Source organism: Bacteroidota bacterium (assembly GCA_016194975.1).
GTDB lineage: Bacteria > Bacteroidota > Bacteroidia > Palsa-965 > Palsa-965.
This window is the reverse complement of the sequence record JACQAM010000004.1, coordinates 92,156-110,648: the sequence shown is the minus strand read 5'-3', so window position 1 is coordinate 110,648 and position 18,493 is coordinate 92,156. Positions and strand designations below refer to the sequence as shown.

Sequence of the window (18,493 nt, the reverse complement as noted above, 5' to 3'; positions counted from 1 at the left end):
AGAATTACGATGATGTTGAGTTGCTGAAAACCAACGAAGAATTTATTGGTAAAATGTAAAATTCAAAACTCTATCTCCTCCACTTCCTTCATCCCTTCCGGAAAAGGAAAACCGTATCCTGAAGGTTTTCGCTCTTCCCACATTTTTTGGATTTCTTCGCGCGGAACTTCTATGTCGTACCAGCCGCGATCAACCATATTCAAGTGAAGAGTTTTGTAAGCGTTCTCATCAGCGGTACTTAGACGATATTTCCCGTTTTGAAAACGGTCAACTTCAAAATTAAAATTCTTGTAAATTGCTTTTGTATTTAAAAAAAATGAATTTGTAATTTTTGATTTTTCTATCGGCAATACGAAAACACCGGGGTGTTCTAATATAAAATTGTTAAATCGACATTCAACGGCACGATAAATTAAATGAAATTCTCCATTTCGCATCAAAGCCAATTCGCATTCAAGGCCTTCATAATTTGTATACGTTCCAAATTTTCTCATTTCATTAATGTAACGGAACAAATTTACCAACACTGACATCATAAATTGCTAATAATGATTCTTGTCCTGCGGAATTAATCCGCCATAATTCTGCTCCATCATAAATTTCAAACGGAGCATCCATTTTCCATTCCGGCACCCCCAACCTTCCATTATTCCCCGAAGTAAATCCGTGCCCGGTAAATGGGGGTGAGTCTAAATCACTTCCACCATTTGCAGGGCTCTTTGGAATATATGCATCGCCAGCATTGGATGCGCGGAAACGAATTACACCGCATTCGCCATCGGCAAGCGAATATTTTGAATCGGTGTAATCCAGTCGAACGCCGTAGTAAATATCTTCATAAGAAGATAAATGTTTTGCGTCTGCTGCTGTGGTTACGTATCCTTTCACGCTGGTATATTGTCCCGAAAGATATTTAGATATATCCGATTCGGGAACGCATTTCTGTAAAAGTGTATTTGAATTGAGCGCCGGAATTTGATTTCGGATTGCATTTATTTTTACGCGCTCGCTCTGCGTAAGATCTGCGGCAACTTTACTTTCGAGTGTTTCGAATTCCTGGAGCGTGAGTCCTTGTTGCGCCGCAAGATTACTTACGTTATCTGAAAATCCATTGAGAGAAGAAATAAATTCCTCGCCGTATTGGCCAGTTGCAACGGCAGTACTTTCCCCCGCCTCTCCCAACTCCGTCTCCAACTTCTTCATCCCTTTAAACTCTGCGCTATTTTCTCCCAGCGCAGTTTCCAATTGCAATTCTTTTTCTGCGAATTGGCTTGTGTAGAGTTGGGCGTCGCTTGTGAATGAAACAACAAGACTTTTTAATCCCACGGCGCCGTTGATGAACATTGTGATGTTCTGGTAGGCGGCCACGAATGCTTGCCCTTGATTCGGATCGCTGAAGAGATTAATGATGCTGCTTTTTACATTATCGTTCAGCAGCAGCAGATCGGAAGCGGCAATCGTTACCTGTAATCCTGCGACGATAGTACAGGCAACCGATCCAGCCTGGATGAGTTCGCCTGCGCCCGTAGTTAGCGCGAGTGCGGCAAGTGAAACCTGTACAGCCGTGTTCACATCCGACAACATTTTTTTCTGACTGAGCCAGTCGAGAAAGATGGCAGGCACAAGTAATTTCTGTCCGGTGTTCAAAGCAAGAATATCACTGTGCCCGACCGGATCAATGAGTACAGGATCGTAAACATCCATGGGCACTACCGTTGCATTTCCATTGAGAAAACCGGAACGGAAAATGTCGGTTGCAACGATTCGGTTATTCGCCAGGTCAGCAACGAACCAGGAATTATTATTGAAATAACTTTCTTCCCACTTAAACGTATTGAAATTCACGCCGGAATTTTTACCTGCGGAAATTTTTTCAGGAAATGCTTTTTTCCAGTAGTTGCTGATCGTGACAATAAAATCGGTGTAATTATCATTGCCGAAAAATCCGAAGGTGCTGTTGTCGAGCCGCCAGGTGATGTTTGCAAGAAGGCCGGCGCTGCGCAGTTGTTCAAGAAAAGATCGTTCGTCACCGGAATTGAGGTTGTGATATAACGCAACCACGATCCGCTCACAATGATTTTCATAATTCAAATTATCGCCTCCGCCGGCGATGTCTGCGCATGAAGAGAGCGTGATGCTTTTTATCAATTGAATTTTCTGATCGACCGGAATTGTTTTTACAAAATCTGTATTGCGGTAAAGTATCCATCCGTAGTAAAGCGCCGAATCGCGATTGAGCAAAGAAGTGGAAGTGAGATAATGTTCTGCGCGTGTTGCTTTCCCAATGAGAAATGAATATTGATCCAGATCAGCATTGGTGACGGTAGGATACAGATCGTAAACAGGATCGTTGCATGCTGCTACTGCTTGCGCTTCACTCTTTATCGTGAGCACGCACCAGGCCGTGTATGCGCTCAGTGCATTCATCTGCGTGCAAACTGTGATCAGTTTCGGTTTGCTGATGCTGGTTTCATTTTTCAGGTTGTCAAAAAGAAATCGCGCCTGCGGATTTCCGAATGAAGCGGCATCGAAATAACAATGGCCATAAGCGTTGCAGTCAATGTAATTTCTCACAGCGAGTGCAACGGTGGTTATTTGTGCATCGTACTGATCATAATGAAGAATTTCACCGGTAGTAAGCAATTTCGGCAGATGTTTTAGGTCCGCATTCCATTCTGCATTTTCAAGTCCGGCCGTTTCCACATCCTGTGCAAGAAATGCAGCCACGTGCGCACTCTTCGTGTCATACTGTCCGCGCAGGTGCGCATTGCCGTACACGACCGCTTTTTTTCCGGGATACACCACGGTGTAATTCGCGGCGATCGTAGCAATGATGGTGTGAAATGCGTCGATGGAATTTTTCCAGTCTTCATCTTTGATCGCGCCAATGTCTTTTAGCGTATTGAAAGAACTTGTATTCTCATTTGAATTATAGGATGAAACATCTTTGAAAAGCTGAAAGGGAAAATCAATGAGGACGATCGTATAAAACGCCACATAATTGGTGTCATCGCGATGATGAATATTAAAAATATTGATGCTGTCTTCGAGATGATTTCCGGAAGGATTCAACGGCAGCCATGTAGTTTGTGCAGCGTTGTGAGAATAGTAAAAGGAATTGTCCTCGAAAGCCGGAACCCATTTCTGAAAATCAATGACGATGTTGAAACTTCCCTGCACTTTTCCATCGAGGGAAGATGGCTCAATTGAATTTCTTTCATTGAGCAGAAAACGGCTCAGCATTATTTTTTTTGTTCCTTCGCTCACGGCCGAATCAATGAGCGCCGCGCGCGTGATGGCAAATGAAAACGTGTTTTGAAAAACAAAAAGAAGGAAGAAAAATATTTTTTTCATTTTATTACGGGTTGGATGAAAACCTGTGAGTGCAGCATTCCATCAATGAAAACATACATGCTGTTCTTCACTGCTTCGCCAATGGTATCGTTGTTTGTTCCGGCAGCAATTTGTTCGGCGATGTACAGGTAAGAAGCTAAATTGTCAGTGAACAGGTAATTTGCAAGTAGGTCGAGGTCGGCAGTAGTAGGATTTGTTTTGGCAAATGCCAGACAGACTTTGGCGCGAAAAAAATCGTATTCGGCATTTTTCACTGCCGATTCTTTCGGAGAAATACCGGATGCCGCGGTTGTATCAACAGTCATGGCAGTGAAAGCAACATTTTCCGGAACGGTTCCAGATGAAGTCGAAAGATCAATGCCAATATTGTTTTGCAGGTAATTTGAATAATCTGTTCTTGCATGCTCAAGTTCATTTTGTTTCTGGGTAATGAGTTGTGTGGAATTCTCATCACGCAATTTCTGTAAAGCAAGTTTGTAAATGAGAATTTGCTGGTCTGTAAGCGGAATGTGGGGGACAAGCTGTTGTATTGTAACACTACCATCGGCATTGATGATGTAAGTCGTGCCATTCCCGTCCTGGATCACGTATGGGCGATCATCCGATGAAATCTGAAATTGTCCGTCGTTCGTTTGAATCGTTATGAGATCTCCATTTACAATTACTGTGTCGATCGAAGAAGTGATAGTCGTGTCAATGAATTCCATCAGGTGTGCAAGCGTGTATTGCTCCATCCACTGTGTCATACCTTCTGATATCGCTTTCACTTCTCCCGAATACACAATGTGATCATCGCCCACTTGTATTCCGCTGAACGTGCAGTTGAGCGTGAAACCAAATGGCAATACAACTTTTGCCAAACCGGAATACCATCCGCCTCCGCTCGAAGTATTATTGAGCGAAGTCACATTCATTTCAAATTGCCCGATCTGCCAGATCATCCCGGTATTTGCCTGCGTGAGCGGATGAAAATTCTGTTGCGCCGGTGGAGCAGAAGATTCACCACAATTGAGAATGGTTTGCTGCGGCGTGTGCCACGTGACGAGATTACTTACCGGCCCGTTTCCATCCGAGGAAGTTCCTGTTACTTCTGCTTCATAATCCGTATTCGGTTCGAGATCGGGAATACGAATGGCAGCGTGCTGCGTGTTTGAAGAAAACCAATTCAGTGTTCCCACTTTACGGAACTGAAAATTGTAGGAATTGTAAATAGAAAGCGAGTCCCACCAGCAGCGCGCCATGCGGTACGTGAGCGCCTGCGCGTGCAGCGTGAGTTGTGCGGAGTTACCGAGCAGGTCGAAATTGTCGCCGTAAGTGAACGTGCACCATTGGGAAATTCCGTTGTTGCGGAAATATTCCCGGTTGCCGGGATCGTGCGCAGTCACACGCCACACGTACGTGCGCCCCACCACGAGCGGGGGTTCGGTGATGCCGTAACTGATCATCGTGAGCGTGGTTGTGTTGGAATACAACGGTGCCGTGGTGGCAATGATGTTGCCCGGCGACTGGTTGGCGGGAAAAATTTCCCAGAGTTCGAAAGTGAATTCAGTGGGAGCCGTGGAATACAGCGCGAGCAGGTTCATCGACGTCCAGAAAAAAGTAATTTGCTGCGGAGTGGTGGGTGTTACAGAAGAAGTGCAGGAAGGAAGATTCAAAAAAGGAGGATCGTTTAAAACCATCCACGCCTGTGTAACGGCTTCGTTGCTCACTTGTATGGGAACAGGATTTGCAAAATCGTAAGCGGTAAGTGTGATCGTGTAAAATCCTTCGGGCAAAACTTTACGTGCGTCATATTGCGCACGCGTAATGCCGGAAAAATCAAGATGATTTTCATTGAGCAATCCGGATAGATCATTGCCGCTCATCATCAGGGGAATTCCGGGTTGCACATTCACCGGCCCCGAGAAATAATAACTCTGTGACTGAATAGTGATGCCTTGCCCTTCTAATTTTATTTTGAATTTAATATCGTACGACGGTCGCGAGAAATCAGTGAACAAAACAAATGCACGGAGATTTTCATTTCCCGGAGAAGCATAATCATTGATGTAACCTGAAAAAGGAGGAACGAGTTGGAGGTTGAGTTGAACGGGATAAGTTTGGGAGAGAAGTGAGAAGGGAAACAGGAAACAAAAGGTAGCGGCAGTTTTCAGCGGTAGTCTATAGGAAAAATTTCTACCCGTTCGGGCGTTCCTGAACTTGCTGAAGAACGAGAACCGGCGGCGGCAGTTTTTTGCTGCAGCGGTTTCAGAAAAAAAAGGAATAAAGCGAAACACGTTTTTGCTGAAAAAATTTGTGGATGGCAAATGTAATTTCAGTCAGGAGAAAGAGTAGGTATTAAATGTTTGTAATTGGAAATCTTCGTTAGAATCAGTGATTCAATCGGTGCTATAGGCCGGAATGACGTTTGTTTGTTTTACATGTGGAAATATTGCCACTGATTAGCACTGATTTTTTTTATTCAGAAGCAGTTCCAATTTGTCACCGATAAGACATCTGCCATACGCCCAACAATTTTTAACACACACCTGCGTTCTTCTATAGCAGGGCATTCCCGGCAGGGAAGAGTCGTGCATACCAGCGTATTACGTTCACATCCGGAAACTGGCACGCGAGTTGCAAAAATATTTCCGGTAAGGGACTGTAACTTTTTTGTTCCTGCACAGTTATAATAAAAAGGGCCTACGGCGGCCCAAGGAAGTTTCGTCTTTAAACCACTCTTCGCCAAATGAAAATGCGGCGAATAAAACCACACGACATGAAACAACTCCACTATTTCTCCCTTGCCGTTACTTTCCTCCCCGCTGTAATGAGCGCGCAGGATTTTGTTAACGGCTCGTTCGAACAGAACGGAAATCTTTGTCTTATCAATGCATCGACCACGGTGTTCAATGCGAACATGAAGAACGTGCATGCGTTCGGCAGTTTTCGTAAACCGGATATTGCCAGCAGCGATTGCGGCTTCGGTGATGCGAAGGACGGCAACTGGTTTGTAGGCCTTGCAACGAATGTGCAGGGCGAAGTACGTTCGGAAGCGATCACGCTCGAACTGAATGCTCCATTGGTAAAAGGAAATAATTATTCGCTGAATTTCTGGACGCGCAAGCGCGCATTCGCACCCGATATTGAAATCGGACAGAGTACAAGCGATTCTACTTCCGGAGAAATTTTCTATACTGCTTCTGCAAATTCCATTGGTACCGATTGGACGCAGATCACTTTGCGTTTCACGGCGCCGAATAATGGAAAATATATTTCGGTGCGTGCGGTGAATCCGAATACCAATTCAGGAGTGTGGCTTGATGCTTTTAAAATGAATGCGGTTTTTGTTCCGGATAATGTGGTGATGACGTCGCACAATGAGCCGTCAAAAAATACAGTTGCCGTAAATAAAAATACAGCGACAGTTGTTTCGCATTCGCCCGAACTTTATCCGAATCCGAGTGAAGGAATTTTTCGCGTGAATTCAGACACCACTGAACTGGCGAGTCTCATCGTTTACAATATGCTCGGCACAACAGTGGAAACACATCTCGCTACTTCCGATCAGCCGATCCCGGATAAGATTGATCTCACTGCCCAGGAGCCGGGAATGTATTTTGTGGAAATGGCTACGGTGGATGGAGATAAGATTACCAGGAGGATTATTGTTTCCCGGTAAAGCCTACGTGGTTGTTCGTGGTTTGATAAAACGACAGGCAACCACCAACGATCAACAAAATCACAAACAACCATTTCCGCATTCTCCCATTTCTTAATTTGCGCATTGAAATGTGGATCTGCCCCGAATGCAAACGAAAATTTCCTCATCGCACGAAGGAACATTCATGTGTGAAAATTTCTGTTGACACACATTTTAAAAATAAACTCCCGGTTCTGAGAAAGATCTATGATAAACTCGAACATGCGGTTTGTGATTTCGGAGAGGTGAGTGTAGAGCCGATCAAAGGCGGAATTTTTTTCAAGAAGGCGGGCACATTCGCCATGATCGCTTTCCGGAAGGATCATCTGAAAGTGGAATTTTTTCTGAAACAGAAATACGATGCATTCCCCGTGGAAAAAACTTTTCAGTACACGCAGAAAAAAATTGTGCACGTAGTTCCTGTTTCATCCGTGAAAGAAGTGGATAAGCAATTAGTGAAGTGGTTGAGGGAATCGTGGGAGCTCGCGAAATAGGGAACGGAATACAAAAAGTGCAGATATGCGGAAAATAAAACAAGTCCGCAATGCCCGCATTCACTTCCCATTAGCAGACGGGCATAAAAAATAATCCCATCTTCGTGTGACTTTTATTCCCCCATGGTCTTATGCTTGCGAAAGTAAAGCCAAAGGGCCATGTTCACCGCCATTATGAATATCGAATCGAAATACCACGTTAGTGAAGCTGAAATGACAGCCGAGATGGCCGAAATTGAAGCAGCACGGCGCGACCCGGCGAAATTTGCCCCGCTTTACAATCGCTATTACGCAAGAATTCTTGGATTCATTTATCAAAGAGTAAACACGAAAGACGACGCGTACGACATTGCTTCACAAACGTTCATTGCCGCGCTTGAAAATATCGGCAAATACAAATCGCAGGGCGTTCCGTTTTCAGCGTGGTTATTCCGGATTTCAATTAATGAATTAAATAGATTTTATCGCCGTTCAAAAGTTCGCCAGGCGATCAGTATCGATGACACGCAGGTGGAGGATATTCTCACGGAGCTCGGGGAAGAAAATTCTGCAGTCACCGATGCGCGGCTGATGAAAGCGATGCAGCAACTGGAACAGGATGAAATAGTGCTGCTCGAAATGCGCTTCTTTGAAAAGCGTCCGTTCAAAGAGGTGTGTGATATCCTGGAAATTTCAGAAACAGCAGCGAAAGCACGTGTCTATCGCCTGCTCGAAAAACTAAAAACAATTTACACCTCATTAGGATAAAAGTCATGGACAAGTATAACATAAACCGGAATCGCGGGAAGCTCACGCCGGAAGACGTGGAGAAGGGAAAGAATTTCGACCAGTTCATGAAAGCGTATTCGGCGCGGCCGAAACCTTTCACCGGATCGGGTAAATTCTACCTCAGTATCGCGACAGTTGGAGTAGTGGCAGTAGTTGGAACGTGGGCCGTGCTGAAGAACAATGATTCAGTAACCAATAATTCTACCAATGAAAAAAACCGTACTCAAACTAATTTTGTAACCGCACCTTTCAGTAACCTCAATGAAAAAGATACCGTGTGGACGGTGGATGCCGCGAAAGGAAATGAATTTATCTATAACACCGGGTCGCTGGTGAATGTTCCGGCGAATGCATTCACGGATGATAAAGGAAATGTGGTGAATGGGAAAGTGGAAATTCATTATCGCGAATTTCATGATCCTTCCTCCATTTTCTTCGCAGGAATTCCGATGACGTATGATTCTGCAGGCGCCCGTTATCATTTCGAATCGGCGGGAATGCTGCAGATCACGGCGTGGCAGAATGGAAAACCACTTAAAGTAAATCCTGCTGCGAATATCAATGTAGCAATGGAAAGTGATAATGACGCAGGGAAATTCAATGTCTATTATCTCGACACGGCGAAGAAGAACTGGAATTTTATTGCAAAGGATAAAGCGGTCGAAGTTGGATTTGTTGCAGATACTTCTTCTGCCGGTGCTATTGTGATCGCGAAACCGGTAATGCCTTTGCAAGCTTCCGGCCGGCCAAGCTTCGCTATCAAATTCGATCAGAAAGATTATCCCGAATTACTTCCGTTCAAAGGAATGCGTTTTGAAGTGGACACAGCGAAAACTCCGTACAAACGTTCCGATAAAAATATTGATTGGGAAGATGTGAGCATTAAGCGCGGAGCGAGTTCATCTTATCTCGTTACGTTCACTAAGGGAGAAACCACGCGCTCGTATGAAACGTATGTGGTGGTTTCAGAAAAAGATTTTGCAGGTGCAAAAGAAATGTATGACAAGCGTTATGCACAATACGAAGCAGCGCTGAAAGTAAAACAGGATCGTGAAAATAAATTGCAGCAGCAACATGAAAATAGTCTTATGACCGCCGATGCGAGAAGAATTTTTGTGAATGATTCGGTGATGGCTTGTGCAATGCGCATGTGGCGCGCGAACGTGGGCGATGAAAAAGAAAATATGGTGATGCGTGAATTCGTGATCCGCGATTTCGGTATCTGGAATTCCGATTGTCCCGCAAGTTTACCGCAAGGCCCTGCGATGATCGTGAAATTCACAGACGAGAAAACAGGAAAAGAACTTACACTTAATCATATTTTCCTCGTGGAAAAAGGGAAGAATGCGATCTTCACTTATTACGCTTCCGATTTTGTGCGATTCCAGTTCAATCCCGATGCGGAGAATCTTGGATGGGCAGTGACGTCGGATGGAAAATTAGCAGTAGTAAAATCGGATGCATTCAAAAATATCTCCGGAAAAAAATCGGGCACTTTACCAATGGAAGTTTCCGATGTGAGTCTTGTTTCGGGTGCGCAGGCGAAGGATTTTCTGGGAATATAAATTGGTTTGTTGTGTTGCTTGAATTGGTTAAGTTTGTTTGAATCGCAATAATAAAATTTATTGTTCTGGGCATTGAGTCAACAAACCTAACGAACAAAAGCAACTCAACCAACTTATTCAACCAATCCCTATCTTTAAGAACATGAAGCGCGGAATTTTTTTCTTAGCCATTTCTATTTCCCTTTTGAGTGTGCATTTGGGTGCGCAATCTACATCTACAGATACTTTCGTGGTGAAACAGGTGGTTTCGAAAATTACAGTAGCTCCCGAAAAATATTTTCTTTACCTGAATGAAGACAATTGGTTTAAAATAAAATATTCAGGAAAAAATAAAATGGGGCGTATTGAATTCCGCGGCGGAACTGTTTCGAAAAAAGATTCTTTGTATGATTTCAAAACAACAACAGGCGTAAGCGGAATTCTCGTTGTGTATGAAAAAATGAAAGACGGTTCTGAAAAGCAATTGTACACCTGGACCTACAAATTATTCTCGAGAGAAATTCCCGTTGTAACGCTCGACGGAACTCCGAACGATTCTTTCGCCGATAAAATGACGACGATCGCATTGGGAAAATTAAGAGCGAAGCAACGTTACGGAAATGATTATTACCAGGTCGTTTCATTCACCATGTATTTCCGCAATGGAAATAAACTTGACACATTGAAGTCAACTTCGGGTGAAATGACACTCGACATGAAGCAGCATGTGGATAAGATCGATGTAAAAAATAAAGGAGGCGTCCTCATTTTCGATGATATAAAAGCGATAGGGCCCGGTGGAAAAGAAATCGATCTTCCCCCATTGAGAATTTACCTGCAGGACGGCGATAGAAAAATGCAGATCGGGCTGTAAAAACAGTTCCGAAATTTATTTTTTTGTCTTTACTGCTTGCCGGTTTTTTTTCTTTCCCGGAAAAAAACTTACTAACATCCACTTTTTATCAGAAACACAATTTTACATTTGCCTCCCGATCATTATATGCAAGCTGGTTACGATTTATATTTTATGATTTATGAATTTGAAAAAACAAACAATCGTTCCTGACGAATTACTGGTAAACAAGATCTATTTCATCCGCGGACAAAAAGTAATGTTGGATAGAGATCCCGCTGAATTGTACAGGGTGGAAACAAAAGTCTTAAAGCAAACTGTCAAAAGAAATCCATTCAGATTTCCGGAAGATTTCATGTTCGAAATGAGTGTGGAAGAGTTTGAAAATTGGAGGTCACAGTTTGTGACCTCCAATTCTGATAAAATGGGATTGCGTTATCCGCCTTTCTGTTTTACGGAGCAAGGGGTGACTATGCTGTCTTCTGTTCTCAACAGCAAGCGGGCTATAGAAATGAATATCCGGGTTGTGCGTCTTTTTATCCGCCTTCGGGAAATGATGGGCACAAACAAAGAAGTACTTCACAAACTGGAACAACTGGAAAGAAGAGTTGGTAAGAACGGCGAAGAGATCAACGTTATATTTTCAGTCATCCGCAAACTACTTTCGAAACCGAAAAAGCCAATGAAGAAGATCGGTTATAAAACAAATGGAAACGCCTGAAATTTTGAAGGCACATTTTGCGGCCTCTAATTCAGGAAAGGAACACCGCAATAAATCATTGAAAAAAATATTATCAATTAAAACAACAACCAATATGAATGCTACATTAACTTTAGAAAAAATGAGAACGAACAAGAGGTGGACGATCAAAGAAAAAGGCGATGCAGGAAAAATTTCCGCACTTGCCCGTGAACTGAATGTAAAAGAATCCGTCGCTTCATTGCTTTTCCAACGCGGAATAGACGACGCTGAAAAAGCAAATCAATTTTTCTCTCCAACGCTGGATAGCCTGCACGATCCTTTCCTGATGAAGGATATGGATAAAGCAGTTTCGAGAATTCAAAAAGCGATCTTATCGGGCGAAAAAATTTTAGTCTATGGCGATTATGATGTGGACGGAACAACAGCTGTTGCATTGATTTACACATTTCTGTTATCACTTAATTCAAAGAACACTTCGCAACCCGCCAAACCGGGATTTTATATTCCGGATCGTTACTCGGAAGGATATGGCATCTCTTTCGACGGAATTGACTTTGCCGCAAGAGAAAAATATTCGCTGATCATCGCACTCGACTGCGGAATAAAAGCGAATGAAAAAGTGGACTACGCAAAAAAGAAAGGAATTGATTTTATCATCTGCGATCATCATCGTCCGGGTGAACGCCTTCCGGCAGCAGTTGCCGTGCTCGATCCGAAACGAACGGATTGCAATTATCCTTATGACGAACTCTGCGGTTGTGGAATCGGTTTCAAACTCGTGCAGGCGCTCGCGCACTCAAACGGAATTCCATTTTCAGAAATCGAACAACTGCTTGATCTTGTCGTGGTCGCCATCGCAGCAGATATTGTTCCGGTCACCGGGGAAAACCGTGTACTCGCTACGTTCGGCCTCGCACGCATGAACGCGCAACCGCGACCTGGCTTTCGCGCAATGATGAAACTTGCCAACCTGAAAAGAAAAATTTCGATCAGTGATATCGTTTTCATTTTTGCCCCGCGCATTAACGCCGCAGGAAGAATTGAACATGGGAAATTTGCAGTGGAATTACTTACAACACAAACAGAGAACGAAGCAGATCTAGCCGCAGAGAATGTGAACAGGAATAATACCGACCGCCGGGACCTCGATAAAATGATTACTTTCCAGGCACTGGAAAAAATTGCAAATCACCCCGAAGTAAATTCACTTCGCTCTACTGTGGTGTTTGATGAAAACTGGCATAAAGGTGTGGTTGGGATTGTTGCCTCGCGACTCATCGAAAAATATTATCGCCCAACTATCGTTCTTACTGAATCGAATGGGAAAGTCACAGGAAGTGCCCGATCCGTAAAAGATTTTGATGTTTACGAAGCCATTGAAGCATGCAGTGACCTGCTAATTCAGTTCGGTGGACATAAATATGCTGCTGGATTGACAATGGAAAAGAAAAATGTTCAGGCGTTCATCGAAAAATTCGAACAGGAAGTCTCAATTCGTATCACGGAAGAGCAACGCGTTCCCGAGATCGATATTGATTCTGAAATCACATTCAGCGAAATTGATCAGGCATTTCATGACGTATTGAAAAAATTCGCTCCGTTCGGTCCGGGAAATATGTCGCCGGTATTTCTCACTAAGCGTGTGTGCGATCGCGGGTGGGCGCGAGTGGTAGGCGAGAATCACCTTAAATGTGATCTCATTGAATCTAATCAACCGAACCGGATCTTTCCTGCAATTGGTTTTGGACTTGGTGAATTTTTGCCGGATACCATGAACAAAAATGAATTTGAAACTTGCTATACTATTGAGGAAAATGAATGGAATGGGAAAGTAAACTTACAATTGAATTTGAAAGATATGAGGGCATCCGGATTGAAATGAGATGAAGATTACAAACGGGGTGTCTTAAAAAATCCGGGCAATTTTTTTATAATAGAAAAAACTTTTGAAAAAAGAGAGGATCCGGAGAAAAATATCCCGAAGATCATATAGGGCAATACATATACCATGAAGAATGGAATAAGAAAACGGAAAAAGATTCCGGAGAATCCATACGTCGAAAAAATCTGTACGGAGGAATTATTTACCAACATACTCGGAAATTTATTTTATCCCCGGTACTTTTGGTAGAGACACGTTGCAACGTGTCTCTACCACCAAAAAATATAAGCTGAAAGAAATTTATGTGGCGGCGGGAAAGAAATTCATTCTTATTCTGGAATAGCATTCAACATCTGGTAACAAAAACAATCCCGATAATTATCGAACACTATGCAAACAAAAAAATTCAAAGGAAAATATCGCGACGATTCAATCCGCTTCGAAGGATATGATTATGGAACCGACGGCGCTTATTATCTTACCATCTGCAGTCATCATCAGCTCGAACTTTTCTCGAACATCAGAAACGGAAAAACTGAATTATCCGAGATAGGTGAAATTATCAAAAGGGAATGGGAGCGAACGCCGATGGTAAGAGGTTATATAACAACGGATGAATATGTGATCATGCCGAATCATTTCCATGGAATACTTTTCATTCATAAATACAGTGATGAGCCGGAACAACTTAGGACACGGGGGACTTATCTGCATTTTCCGGAAGGGTACCGGAATAAATTCGGACCGCAGTCGCACAATCTTGCTTCGATCGTGCGCGGATTCAAATCATCTGTCACTTCGATACTTCGAAAAAAAGGGTATGAGGGAAATGTATGGCAAAGAAATTATTATGAGAGGATTATCCGGAATCAGAATGAGCTTGACAAATTCAGGCGATACATCAAAGCAAATCCTTCTGATTGGGATGAAGATGAAGAAAATCCTGCGAACGAAAAGTGGAAGAAGGCAGCGTAAAATTATTCGTTCAATCGACTAAAGGAAAAAACTCACCATTATCTGTTGAGTCAATTTTTTTGCTCTGAATACTCGGGATTGAATTTTGAATCACACCGTCATGATCTCTTTTTCTTTTGCTTCAAGATGTTTATCGATCTTCGAAATATAAGAGTCCGTTATTTGCTGAATTTTTGCTTCCCCTTCTTTTCCTTCATCTTCGGGCAATCCCGATTTGGAAAGTTTTTTTATTTCTTCATTCGCATCGCGACGTGCAGTGCGCACTCCGACTTTCGCATTTTCTCCTTCTTCTTTCGCTTTTTTCACCAGCGTTTTCCGGCGTTCTTCCGTCATCGAAGGAATTGAACAAATGAGAATGGTTCCGTTATTCGTGGGATTGAATCCGAGATTCGCTGCCTGGATAGCACGCAGGATCGGATCGAGCATCGATTTTTCCCAGGGCTGGACAGAAATGGTTCGTGCGTCAGGCGTGTTCACATTCGCAACCTGCGTGAGTGGCGTATTCACTCCGTAATAATCAATACTTATTCCATCGAGCATCCCTGCATTGGCGCGCCCGCCACGAATTTTTACCAGTTCTGTTTCTAAATGCGAGACAGATTGCTGCATCGATTCTTCGGTTGTTTCTATAATGAGTTGCAGATCTTCGTTCATGATGGAAGTTGTTTTTGTAAAAATAGAAAAAGTTCCATGCCTTTTCTCTTTCCGAAAATTAAAATGCAACAAGTGTTCCTACGCGTTCGCCCAAAACAACTTTCTTCAGGTTGCCGGGTTTATTCATGTCAAAAACGATGATCGGAAGTTTATTCTCATTGCAGAGTGTGAAGGCCGTCATGTCCATCACGTTCAGATTTTTTCTATACACTTCTTCGAATGAAATGGTTTCAAATCGTGTTGCGGATTTATCTTTTTCCGGATCGGCAGAATAAATTCCGTCAACGCGTGTTCCTTTGAGTACAACATTCGCTTCGATCTCTATTGCGCGGAGTGATGCTGCGGTATCAGTCGTGAAATAAGGATTGCCGGTTCCTGCGCCGAAAATGACGACACGGTTTTTTTCGAGATGACGTACTGCGCGGCGGCGAATAAAAGGTTCGCAGATCTTATTCATTTCTATTGCCGATTGCAATCGCGATTGTACATTCAGTTTTTCGAGGGCTGCCTGTAATGCCATACTGTTGATCATGGTTGCAAGCATTCCCATATAATCTCCCTGCACACGATCCATTCCACCGTCGGTAGCTTGTATGCCGCGGAAAATATTCCCTCCGCCGATAACGATCGCGATCTGCACGCCGGCATCGTTTACTTCTTTGATCTCCTTCGCGTACACATTGAGTATGTCGTGATCGATCCCGAATTGTTTTTCGCCCATCAGGGACTCGCCACTTAATTTGAGCAGGATACGTTTGTACTTCATAGGTTCGGTTTTTGTTGAGCAAAAAAAATCCCCCCGAATTTAACGGGGGGAGGAAAATTATCCAAGAATAATTCGTTTGAATCCGGTAACTGTAAGTTCCTTGTCGGAATCCTGCAGATACTGGCGAATTGATTTTTTACTGTCCTTGATGAACTCCTGGTTCAGCAATGTTGATTCTTTATAAAATTTATTCAGTTTTCCTTGCGCTATTTTCTCCACCATGTCTTCCGGTTTTCCTTCTGCGCGCACCTGTTCTCGTGCGATCTCCAGTTCACGTTCGAGAGTAGAAGTATCCACATCTGTTTTGTCTACAGCTACGGGGGCCATTGCTGCAACTTGCATCGCCACATTTTTCGTCACCTCGTCATCAGAAGTTTTATTGAATCCAACAATGCAGGCAAGTTTATTTCCGGGGTGATTATAGGCAACCGTTTTTGAAGAGTTGATCTGCTCGTAACGGGAGAGTTCAAGTTTCTCGCCGATCTTGCCAACGAGTTCCGTAATTTTTTCCGCAATGGTCACTCCTTCGTAAGCAAGATTAAGTAATGAAGAAAGATCAGCAGGTGATTTATCGAGAGCAATGTTTGCAAATGAGTCAGCTACTTTTCCGAAATCTTCATTCTTAGCGACGAAATCAGTTTCACAATTCAGCACAACGAGAATACCGCGGGTGCCATTTGTTTTTGCAATGACCAATCCTTCTTTCGCATCGCGGTCACTACGGTTCGCAGCAACTTTTTGCCCTTTCTTGCGAAGAAGATCAATAGCCGCTTCAAAATCTCCGTTGGTTTCAGTAAGTGCCTTTTTGCAATCCATCATTCCGGCACCGGTCATGCTGCGGAGTTTGTTCACGTCAGCAGCTGTGATTGTGATTGTCATAAAAATTTTTATTAAAAATTATTTTCTGGATTCTACGCGCGCGTGGTACGGGTTCTTCCACCAGCTTTTCCTGGCTTACCTGTACCTGTAGCAGAACTTTTTGCAGCACCGCGTTTAGGTGCACCTTTGATATCGACTTTGGTTTCATCCTCATCGACGGCATAATTTTTCTGGCGATTCTCTTCGGCGAGTGCTTCCTCTTTTTCTTTCTCTTCGTCTGCTTTGTCTTTGTCAAGCTTGCGCTCTTCGAGTCCTTCCGCAATTGCTTTACAAACAATTTCTGTGATGAGTTTAATGGAAGTTGAAGCGTCATCATTCGCAGGAATAGAATAGTCCACTGAATTGGGATCAGCATTCGTATCAACAATAGCGAAAGTCGGAATGCCAAGGCGTTTTGCCTCTGCAACAGCGATGTGTTCTTTCATGATGTCGATAATGAACAAAGCTGCAGGAAGACGGGTAAGGTCGGCAATGGAGCCAAGGTTGTGCTCCAGTTTCGCACGCTCACGGCCAAGCATGAGTTTCTCTTTCTTGGAAAGATTGTCAAATGTTCCGTCAGTTGCCATTTTATCGATGCTCGACATTTTGCGCACCGCTTTACGAATGGTAGCAAAATTAGTGAGCATTCCGCCGGGCCAGCGTTCCGTTACATAAGGCATGCCCACATTTTTCACGCGTTCAGCAACAATGTCTTTTGCCTGTTTTTTTGTAGCAACAAAAAGTATTTTTTTCCCTCCGCGTGCAATCGTTTTCATAAGGGTGCAGGCCTCATCAATTTTGATCACAGTTTTATTGAGATCAATAATATGGATCCCGTTCTTTTCTGTGAAAATGTACGGAGCCATTGAAGGATTCCATTTGCGTTTGAGGTGACCGAAATGTGAGCCGGCCTCGAGGAGTTCGTTGAAAGAAGTTCTTGACATGTACTTCGAAGGATAGAATTGATTGATTTTCGGATTAACGTTTGCTGAATTGGAAACGGCGACGTGCTTTTGCACGGCCGAATTTTTTGCGCTCCACCATTCTCGGATCGCGGGTCATCAAACCCTCAGCGCGGAGTTTGCTTTTCAGTTCAGGATCAGTTTGCACGAGTGCGCGGGCGATGCCGAGACGAATCGCTTCGGCCTGGCCGGTTACCCCGCCGCCTTCTACATTCACAGTGATATCGAAATTCTCGGCATTACCCGTGAGTGTGAGTGCTTGCCTGGCTTTATTCTGGAGAATTGCCGTTGCAAAATATTCTTTCAGATCACGACCGTTGATAGTGATCGTTCCTTTTCCGCGTTCCATGTAAACGCGTGCGATTGCTGTCTTGCGACGACCGAGTGTGTTGATGACTTCCATTATTTGCGCTCTTTAATTGTCTTGAGATCTATTTTTTTTGGATTCTGCGCTTCCTGCATGTGTTCGTTTCCAGCGTAAATGAAAACATTGCGCTGGAGTTTTTCCCCGAGACGCGTTTTCGGCAACATGCGATTGATCGCGAGTTCAAGAATACGTTCAGGTTTGGATGCGAATAATTCTTTCGCAGTTGCGAATCGCTGTCCACCCGGATATCCGGTATAGCGTGTATAAACTTTTTCTGATCCTTTTTTACCGGTGAAACGAACTTTATCGGCATTGATGATCACCACATTATCTCCGCAATCCACGTGTGGTGTATAGGAAGTTTTGTGTTTTCCGCGAACGAGGTACGCCACTTTAGAAGCGAGGCGGCCTACAGTCTCATTTTCTGCATCAACAAGCAACCATCCTTTTTGCACAGTTGCTTTATTAGCAGAAATCGTTTTGTATGACAAGGTATCCACTTGGTTATCAGTTAAATATTGATTGTTTCGACTGAATTGTCCCGTTTATGGGGGTGCGAAGATAATGACAATTTATTACCTGACAAATTTTATACAACATTAATAGCTTGAAAAAGAAGCCATTTACAGCA

At 43.4% G+C, this 18,493-nt stretch carries 17 protein-coding genes; 8 read left to right on the top strand and 9 right to left on the bottom strand.

Features of this window, described 5'->3' with window-relative positions; translation table 11 throughout:
• Positions 1–62: 62 nt before the first annotated feature.
• Genes HY064_02455 through HY064_02445 form a run of 3 tightly spaced genes read right to left on the bottom strand, consistent with a single transcriptional unit; the run spans position 63 to position 5,354 of the window.
• The gene (locus HY064_02455) at positions 63–494 is read right to left on the bottom strand and encodes a hypothetical protein (GenBank protein MBI3509495.1); all 432 of its coding nucleotides are present in this window, start codon (positions 492–494) and stop codon (positions 63–65) included.
• Between the two features lie 4 nt (positions 495–498).
• Entirely contained in the window at positions 499–3,354 is a 2,856-nt protein-coding gene (locus HY064_02450) for a hypothetical protein (protein MBI3509494.1), read from the bottom strand.
• A complete protein-coding gene (locus tag HY064_02445) occupies positions 3,351–5,354 on the bottom strand; it encodes a fibronectin type III domain-containing protein (GenBank protein ID MBI3509493.1) in 2,004 nt (667 codons plus the stop codon). Before HY064_02445 ends, HY064_02450 begins: the two co-directional genes overlap by 4 nt.
• Before the next feature lie 758 nt (positions 5,355–6,112).
• Here HY064_02445 and HY064_02440 point away from each other — a divergent pair.
• The 8 genes from HY064_02440 to HY064_02405 all read left to right on the top strand — a co-directional run bounded on the left by HY064_02440 (position 6,113) and on the right by HY064_02405 (position 14,255).
• Entirely contained in the window at positions 6,113–7,015 is a 903-nt protein-coding gene (locus HY064_02440) for a T9SS type A sorting domain-containing protein (GenBank protein ID MBI3509492.1), read from the top strand.
• Between the two features lie 170 nt (positions 7,016–7,185).
• Complete coding sequence (locus HY064_02435) at positions 7,186–7,530, top strand: hypothetical protein (GenBank protein MBI3509491.1); 345 nt, start codon at positions 7,186–7,188, stop codon at positions 7,528–7,530.
• A gap of 159 nt (positions 7,531–7,689) precedes the next feature.
• Positions 7,690–8,277 (top strand): sigma-70 family RNA polymerase sigma factor, encoded by a 588-nt coding sequence (locus tag HY064_02430; protein ID MBI3509490.1) that lies wholly within the window; start codon positions 7,690–7,692, stop codon positions 8,275–8,277.
• Positions 8,278–8,282: 5 nt separating this feature from the next.
• A complete protein-coding gene (locus HY064_02425; GenBank protein ID MBI3509489.1) occupies positions 8,283–9,863 on the top strand; it encodes a hypothetical protein in 1,581 nt (526 codons plus the stop codon).
• A 142-nt stretch (positions 9,864–10,005) separates the two neighbouring features.
• The gene (locus HY064_02420; protein ID MBI3509488.1) at positions 10,006–10,716 is read left to right on the top strand and encodes a hypothetical protein; all 711 of its coding nucleotides are present in this window, start codon (positions 10,006–10,008) and stop codon (positions 10,714–10,716) included.
• Positions 10,717–10,876: 160 nt separating this feature from the next.
• Complete coding sequence (locus tag HY064_02415; protein MBI3509487.1) at positions 10,877–11,416, top strand: ORF6N domain-containing protein; 540 nt, start codon at positions 10,877–10,879, stop codon at positions 11,414–11,416.
• Positions 11,417–11,537: 121 nt separating this feature from the next.
• The gene (gene recJ, locus HY064_02410; GenBank protein MBI3509486.1) at positions 11,538–13,280 is read left to right on the top strand and encodes a single-stranded-DNA-specific exonuclease RecJ; all 1,743 of its coding nucleotides are present in this window, start codon (positions 11,538–11,540) and stop codon (positions 13,278–13,280) included.
• Positions 13,281–13,670: 390 nt separating this feature from the next.
• Entirely contained in the window at positions 13,671–14,255 is a 585-nt protein-coding gene (locus HY064_02405; protein MBI3509485.1) for a hypothetical protein, read from the top strand.
• A 90-nt stretch (positions 14,256–14,345) separates the two neighbouring features.
• On the opposite strand, the gene frr is transcribed toward HY064_02405, so the two are convergent.
• From frr to rplM, 6 genes are read right to left on the bottom strand one after another with little or no spacing between them, the layout of a single operon-like run.
• Positions 14,346–14,909 (bottom strand): ribosome recycling factor, encoded by a 564-nt coding sequence (frr, locus tag HY064_02400; GenBank protein MBI3509484.1) that lies wholly within the window; start codon positions 14,907–14,909, stop codon positions 14,346–14,348.
• Between the two features lie 58 nt (positions 14,910–14,967).
• Positions 14,968–15,675, bottom strand: a complete 708-nt coding sequence (locus tag HY064_02395) for a UMP kinase (protein ID MBI3509483.1) — start codon at positions 15,673–15,675, stop codon at positions 14,968–14,970.
• A gap of 57 nt (positions 15,676–15,732) precedes the next feature.
• Positions 15,733–16,554, bottom strand: a complete 822-nt coding sequence (locus HY064_02390) for an elongation factor Ts (GenBank protein ID MBI3509482.1) — start codon at positions 16,552–16,554, stop codon at positions 15,733–15,735.
• Positions 16,555–16,586: 32 nt separating this feature from the next.
• A complete protein-coding gene (gene rpsB, locus HY064_02385) occupies positions 16,587–17,477 on the bottom strand; it encodes a 30S ribosomal protein S2 (protein ID MBI3509481.1) in 891 nt (296 codons plus the stop codon).
• 34 nt (positions 17,478–17,511) lie between these two features.
• Positions 17,512–17,898 carry a 30S ribosomal protein S9 gene (gene rpsI / locus HY064_02380; GenBank protein ID MBI3509480.1) on the bottom strand — a complete coding sequence of 129 codons (387 nt, stop codon included), beginning with the start codon at positions 17,896–17,898 and terminating at the stop codon, positions 17,512–17,514.
• The gene (gene rplM / locus HY064_02375) at positions 17,898–18,362 is read right to left on the bottom strand and encodes a 50S ribosomal protein L13 (protein MBI3509479.1); all 465 of its coding nucleotides are present in this window, start codon (positions 18,360–18,362) and stop codon (positions 17,898–17,900) included. The genes rpsI and rplM overlap by 1 nt, the downstream gene beginning before the upstream one ends.
• Positions 18,363–18,493: the final 131 nt, after the last annotated feature.

Excerpts from the sequence above, each read along its gene's own strand:
- HY064_02455 (MBI3509495.1), bottom strand. The coding sequence starts at position 494 with ATGAGAAAATTTGGAACGTATACAAATTATGAAGGCCTTGAATGCGAA.
- HY064_02450 (MBI3509494.1), bottom strand. The coding sequence starts at position 3,354 with ATGAAAAAAATATTTTTCTTCCTTCTTTTTGTTTTTCAAAACACGTTT.
- HY064_02440 (MBI3509492.1), top strand. The coding sequence starts at position 6,113 with ATGAAACAACTCCACTATTTCTCCCTTGCCGTTACTTTCCTCCCCGCT.
- HY064_02430 (MBI3509490.1), top strand. The coding sequence starts at position 7,690 with ATGTTCACCGCCATTATGAATATCGAATCGAAATACCACGTTAGTGAA.
- HY064_02425 (MBI3509489.1), top strand. The coding sequence starts at position 8,283 with ATGGACAAGTATAACATAAACCGGAATCGCGGGAAGCTCACGCCGGAA.
- HY064_02420 (MBI3509488.1), top strand. The coding sequence starts at position 10,006 with ATGAAGCGCGGAATTTTTTTCTTAGCCATTTCTATTTCCCTTTTGAGT.
- HY064_02415 (MBI3509487.1), top strand. The coding sequence starts at position 10,877 with ATGAATTTGAAAAAACAAACAATCGTTCCTGACGAATTACTGGTAAAC.
- recJ (MBI3509486.1), top strand. The coding sequence starts at position 11,538 with ATGAGAACGAACAAGAGGTGGACGATCAAAGAAAAAGGCGATGCAGGA.
- HY064_02405 (MBI3509485.1), top strand. The coding sequence starts at position 13,671 with ATGCAAACAAAAAAATTCAAAGGAAAATATCGCGACGATTCAATCCGC.
- frr (MBI3509484.1), bottom strand. The coding sequence starts at position 14,909 with ATGAACGAAGATCTGCAACTCATTATAGAAACAACCGAAGAATCGATG.
- HY064_02395 (MBI3509483.1), bottom strand. The coding sequence starts at position 15,675 with ATGAAGTACAAACGTATCCTGCTCAAATTAAGTGGCGAGTCCCTGATG.
- HY064_02390 (MBI3509482.1), bottom strand. The coding sequence starts at position 16,554 with ATGACAATCACAATCACAGCTGCTGACGTGAACAAACTCCGCAGCATG.
- rpsB (MBI3509481.1), bottom strand. The coding sequence starts at position 17,477 with ATGTCAAGAACTTCTTTCAACGAACTCCTCGAGGCCGGCTCACATTTC.
- rpsI (MBI3509480.1), bottom strand. The coding sequence starts at position 17,898 with ATGGAAGTCATCAACACACTCGGTCGTCGCAAGACAGCAATCGCACGC.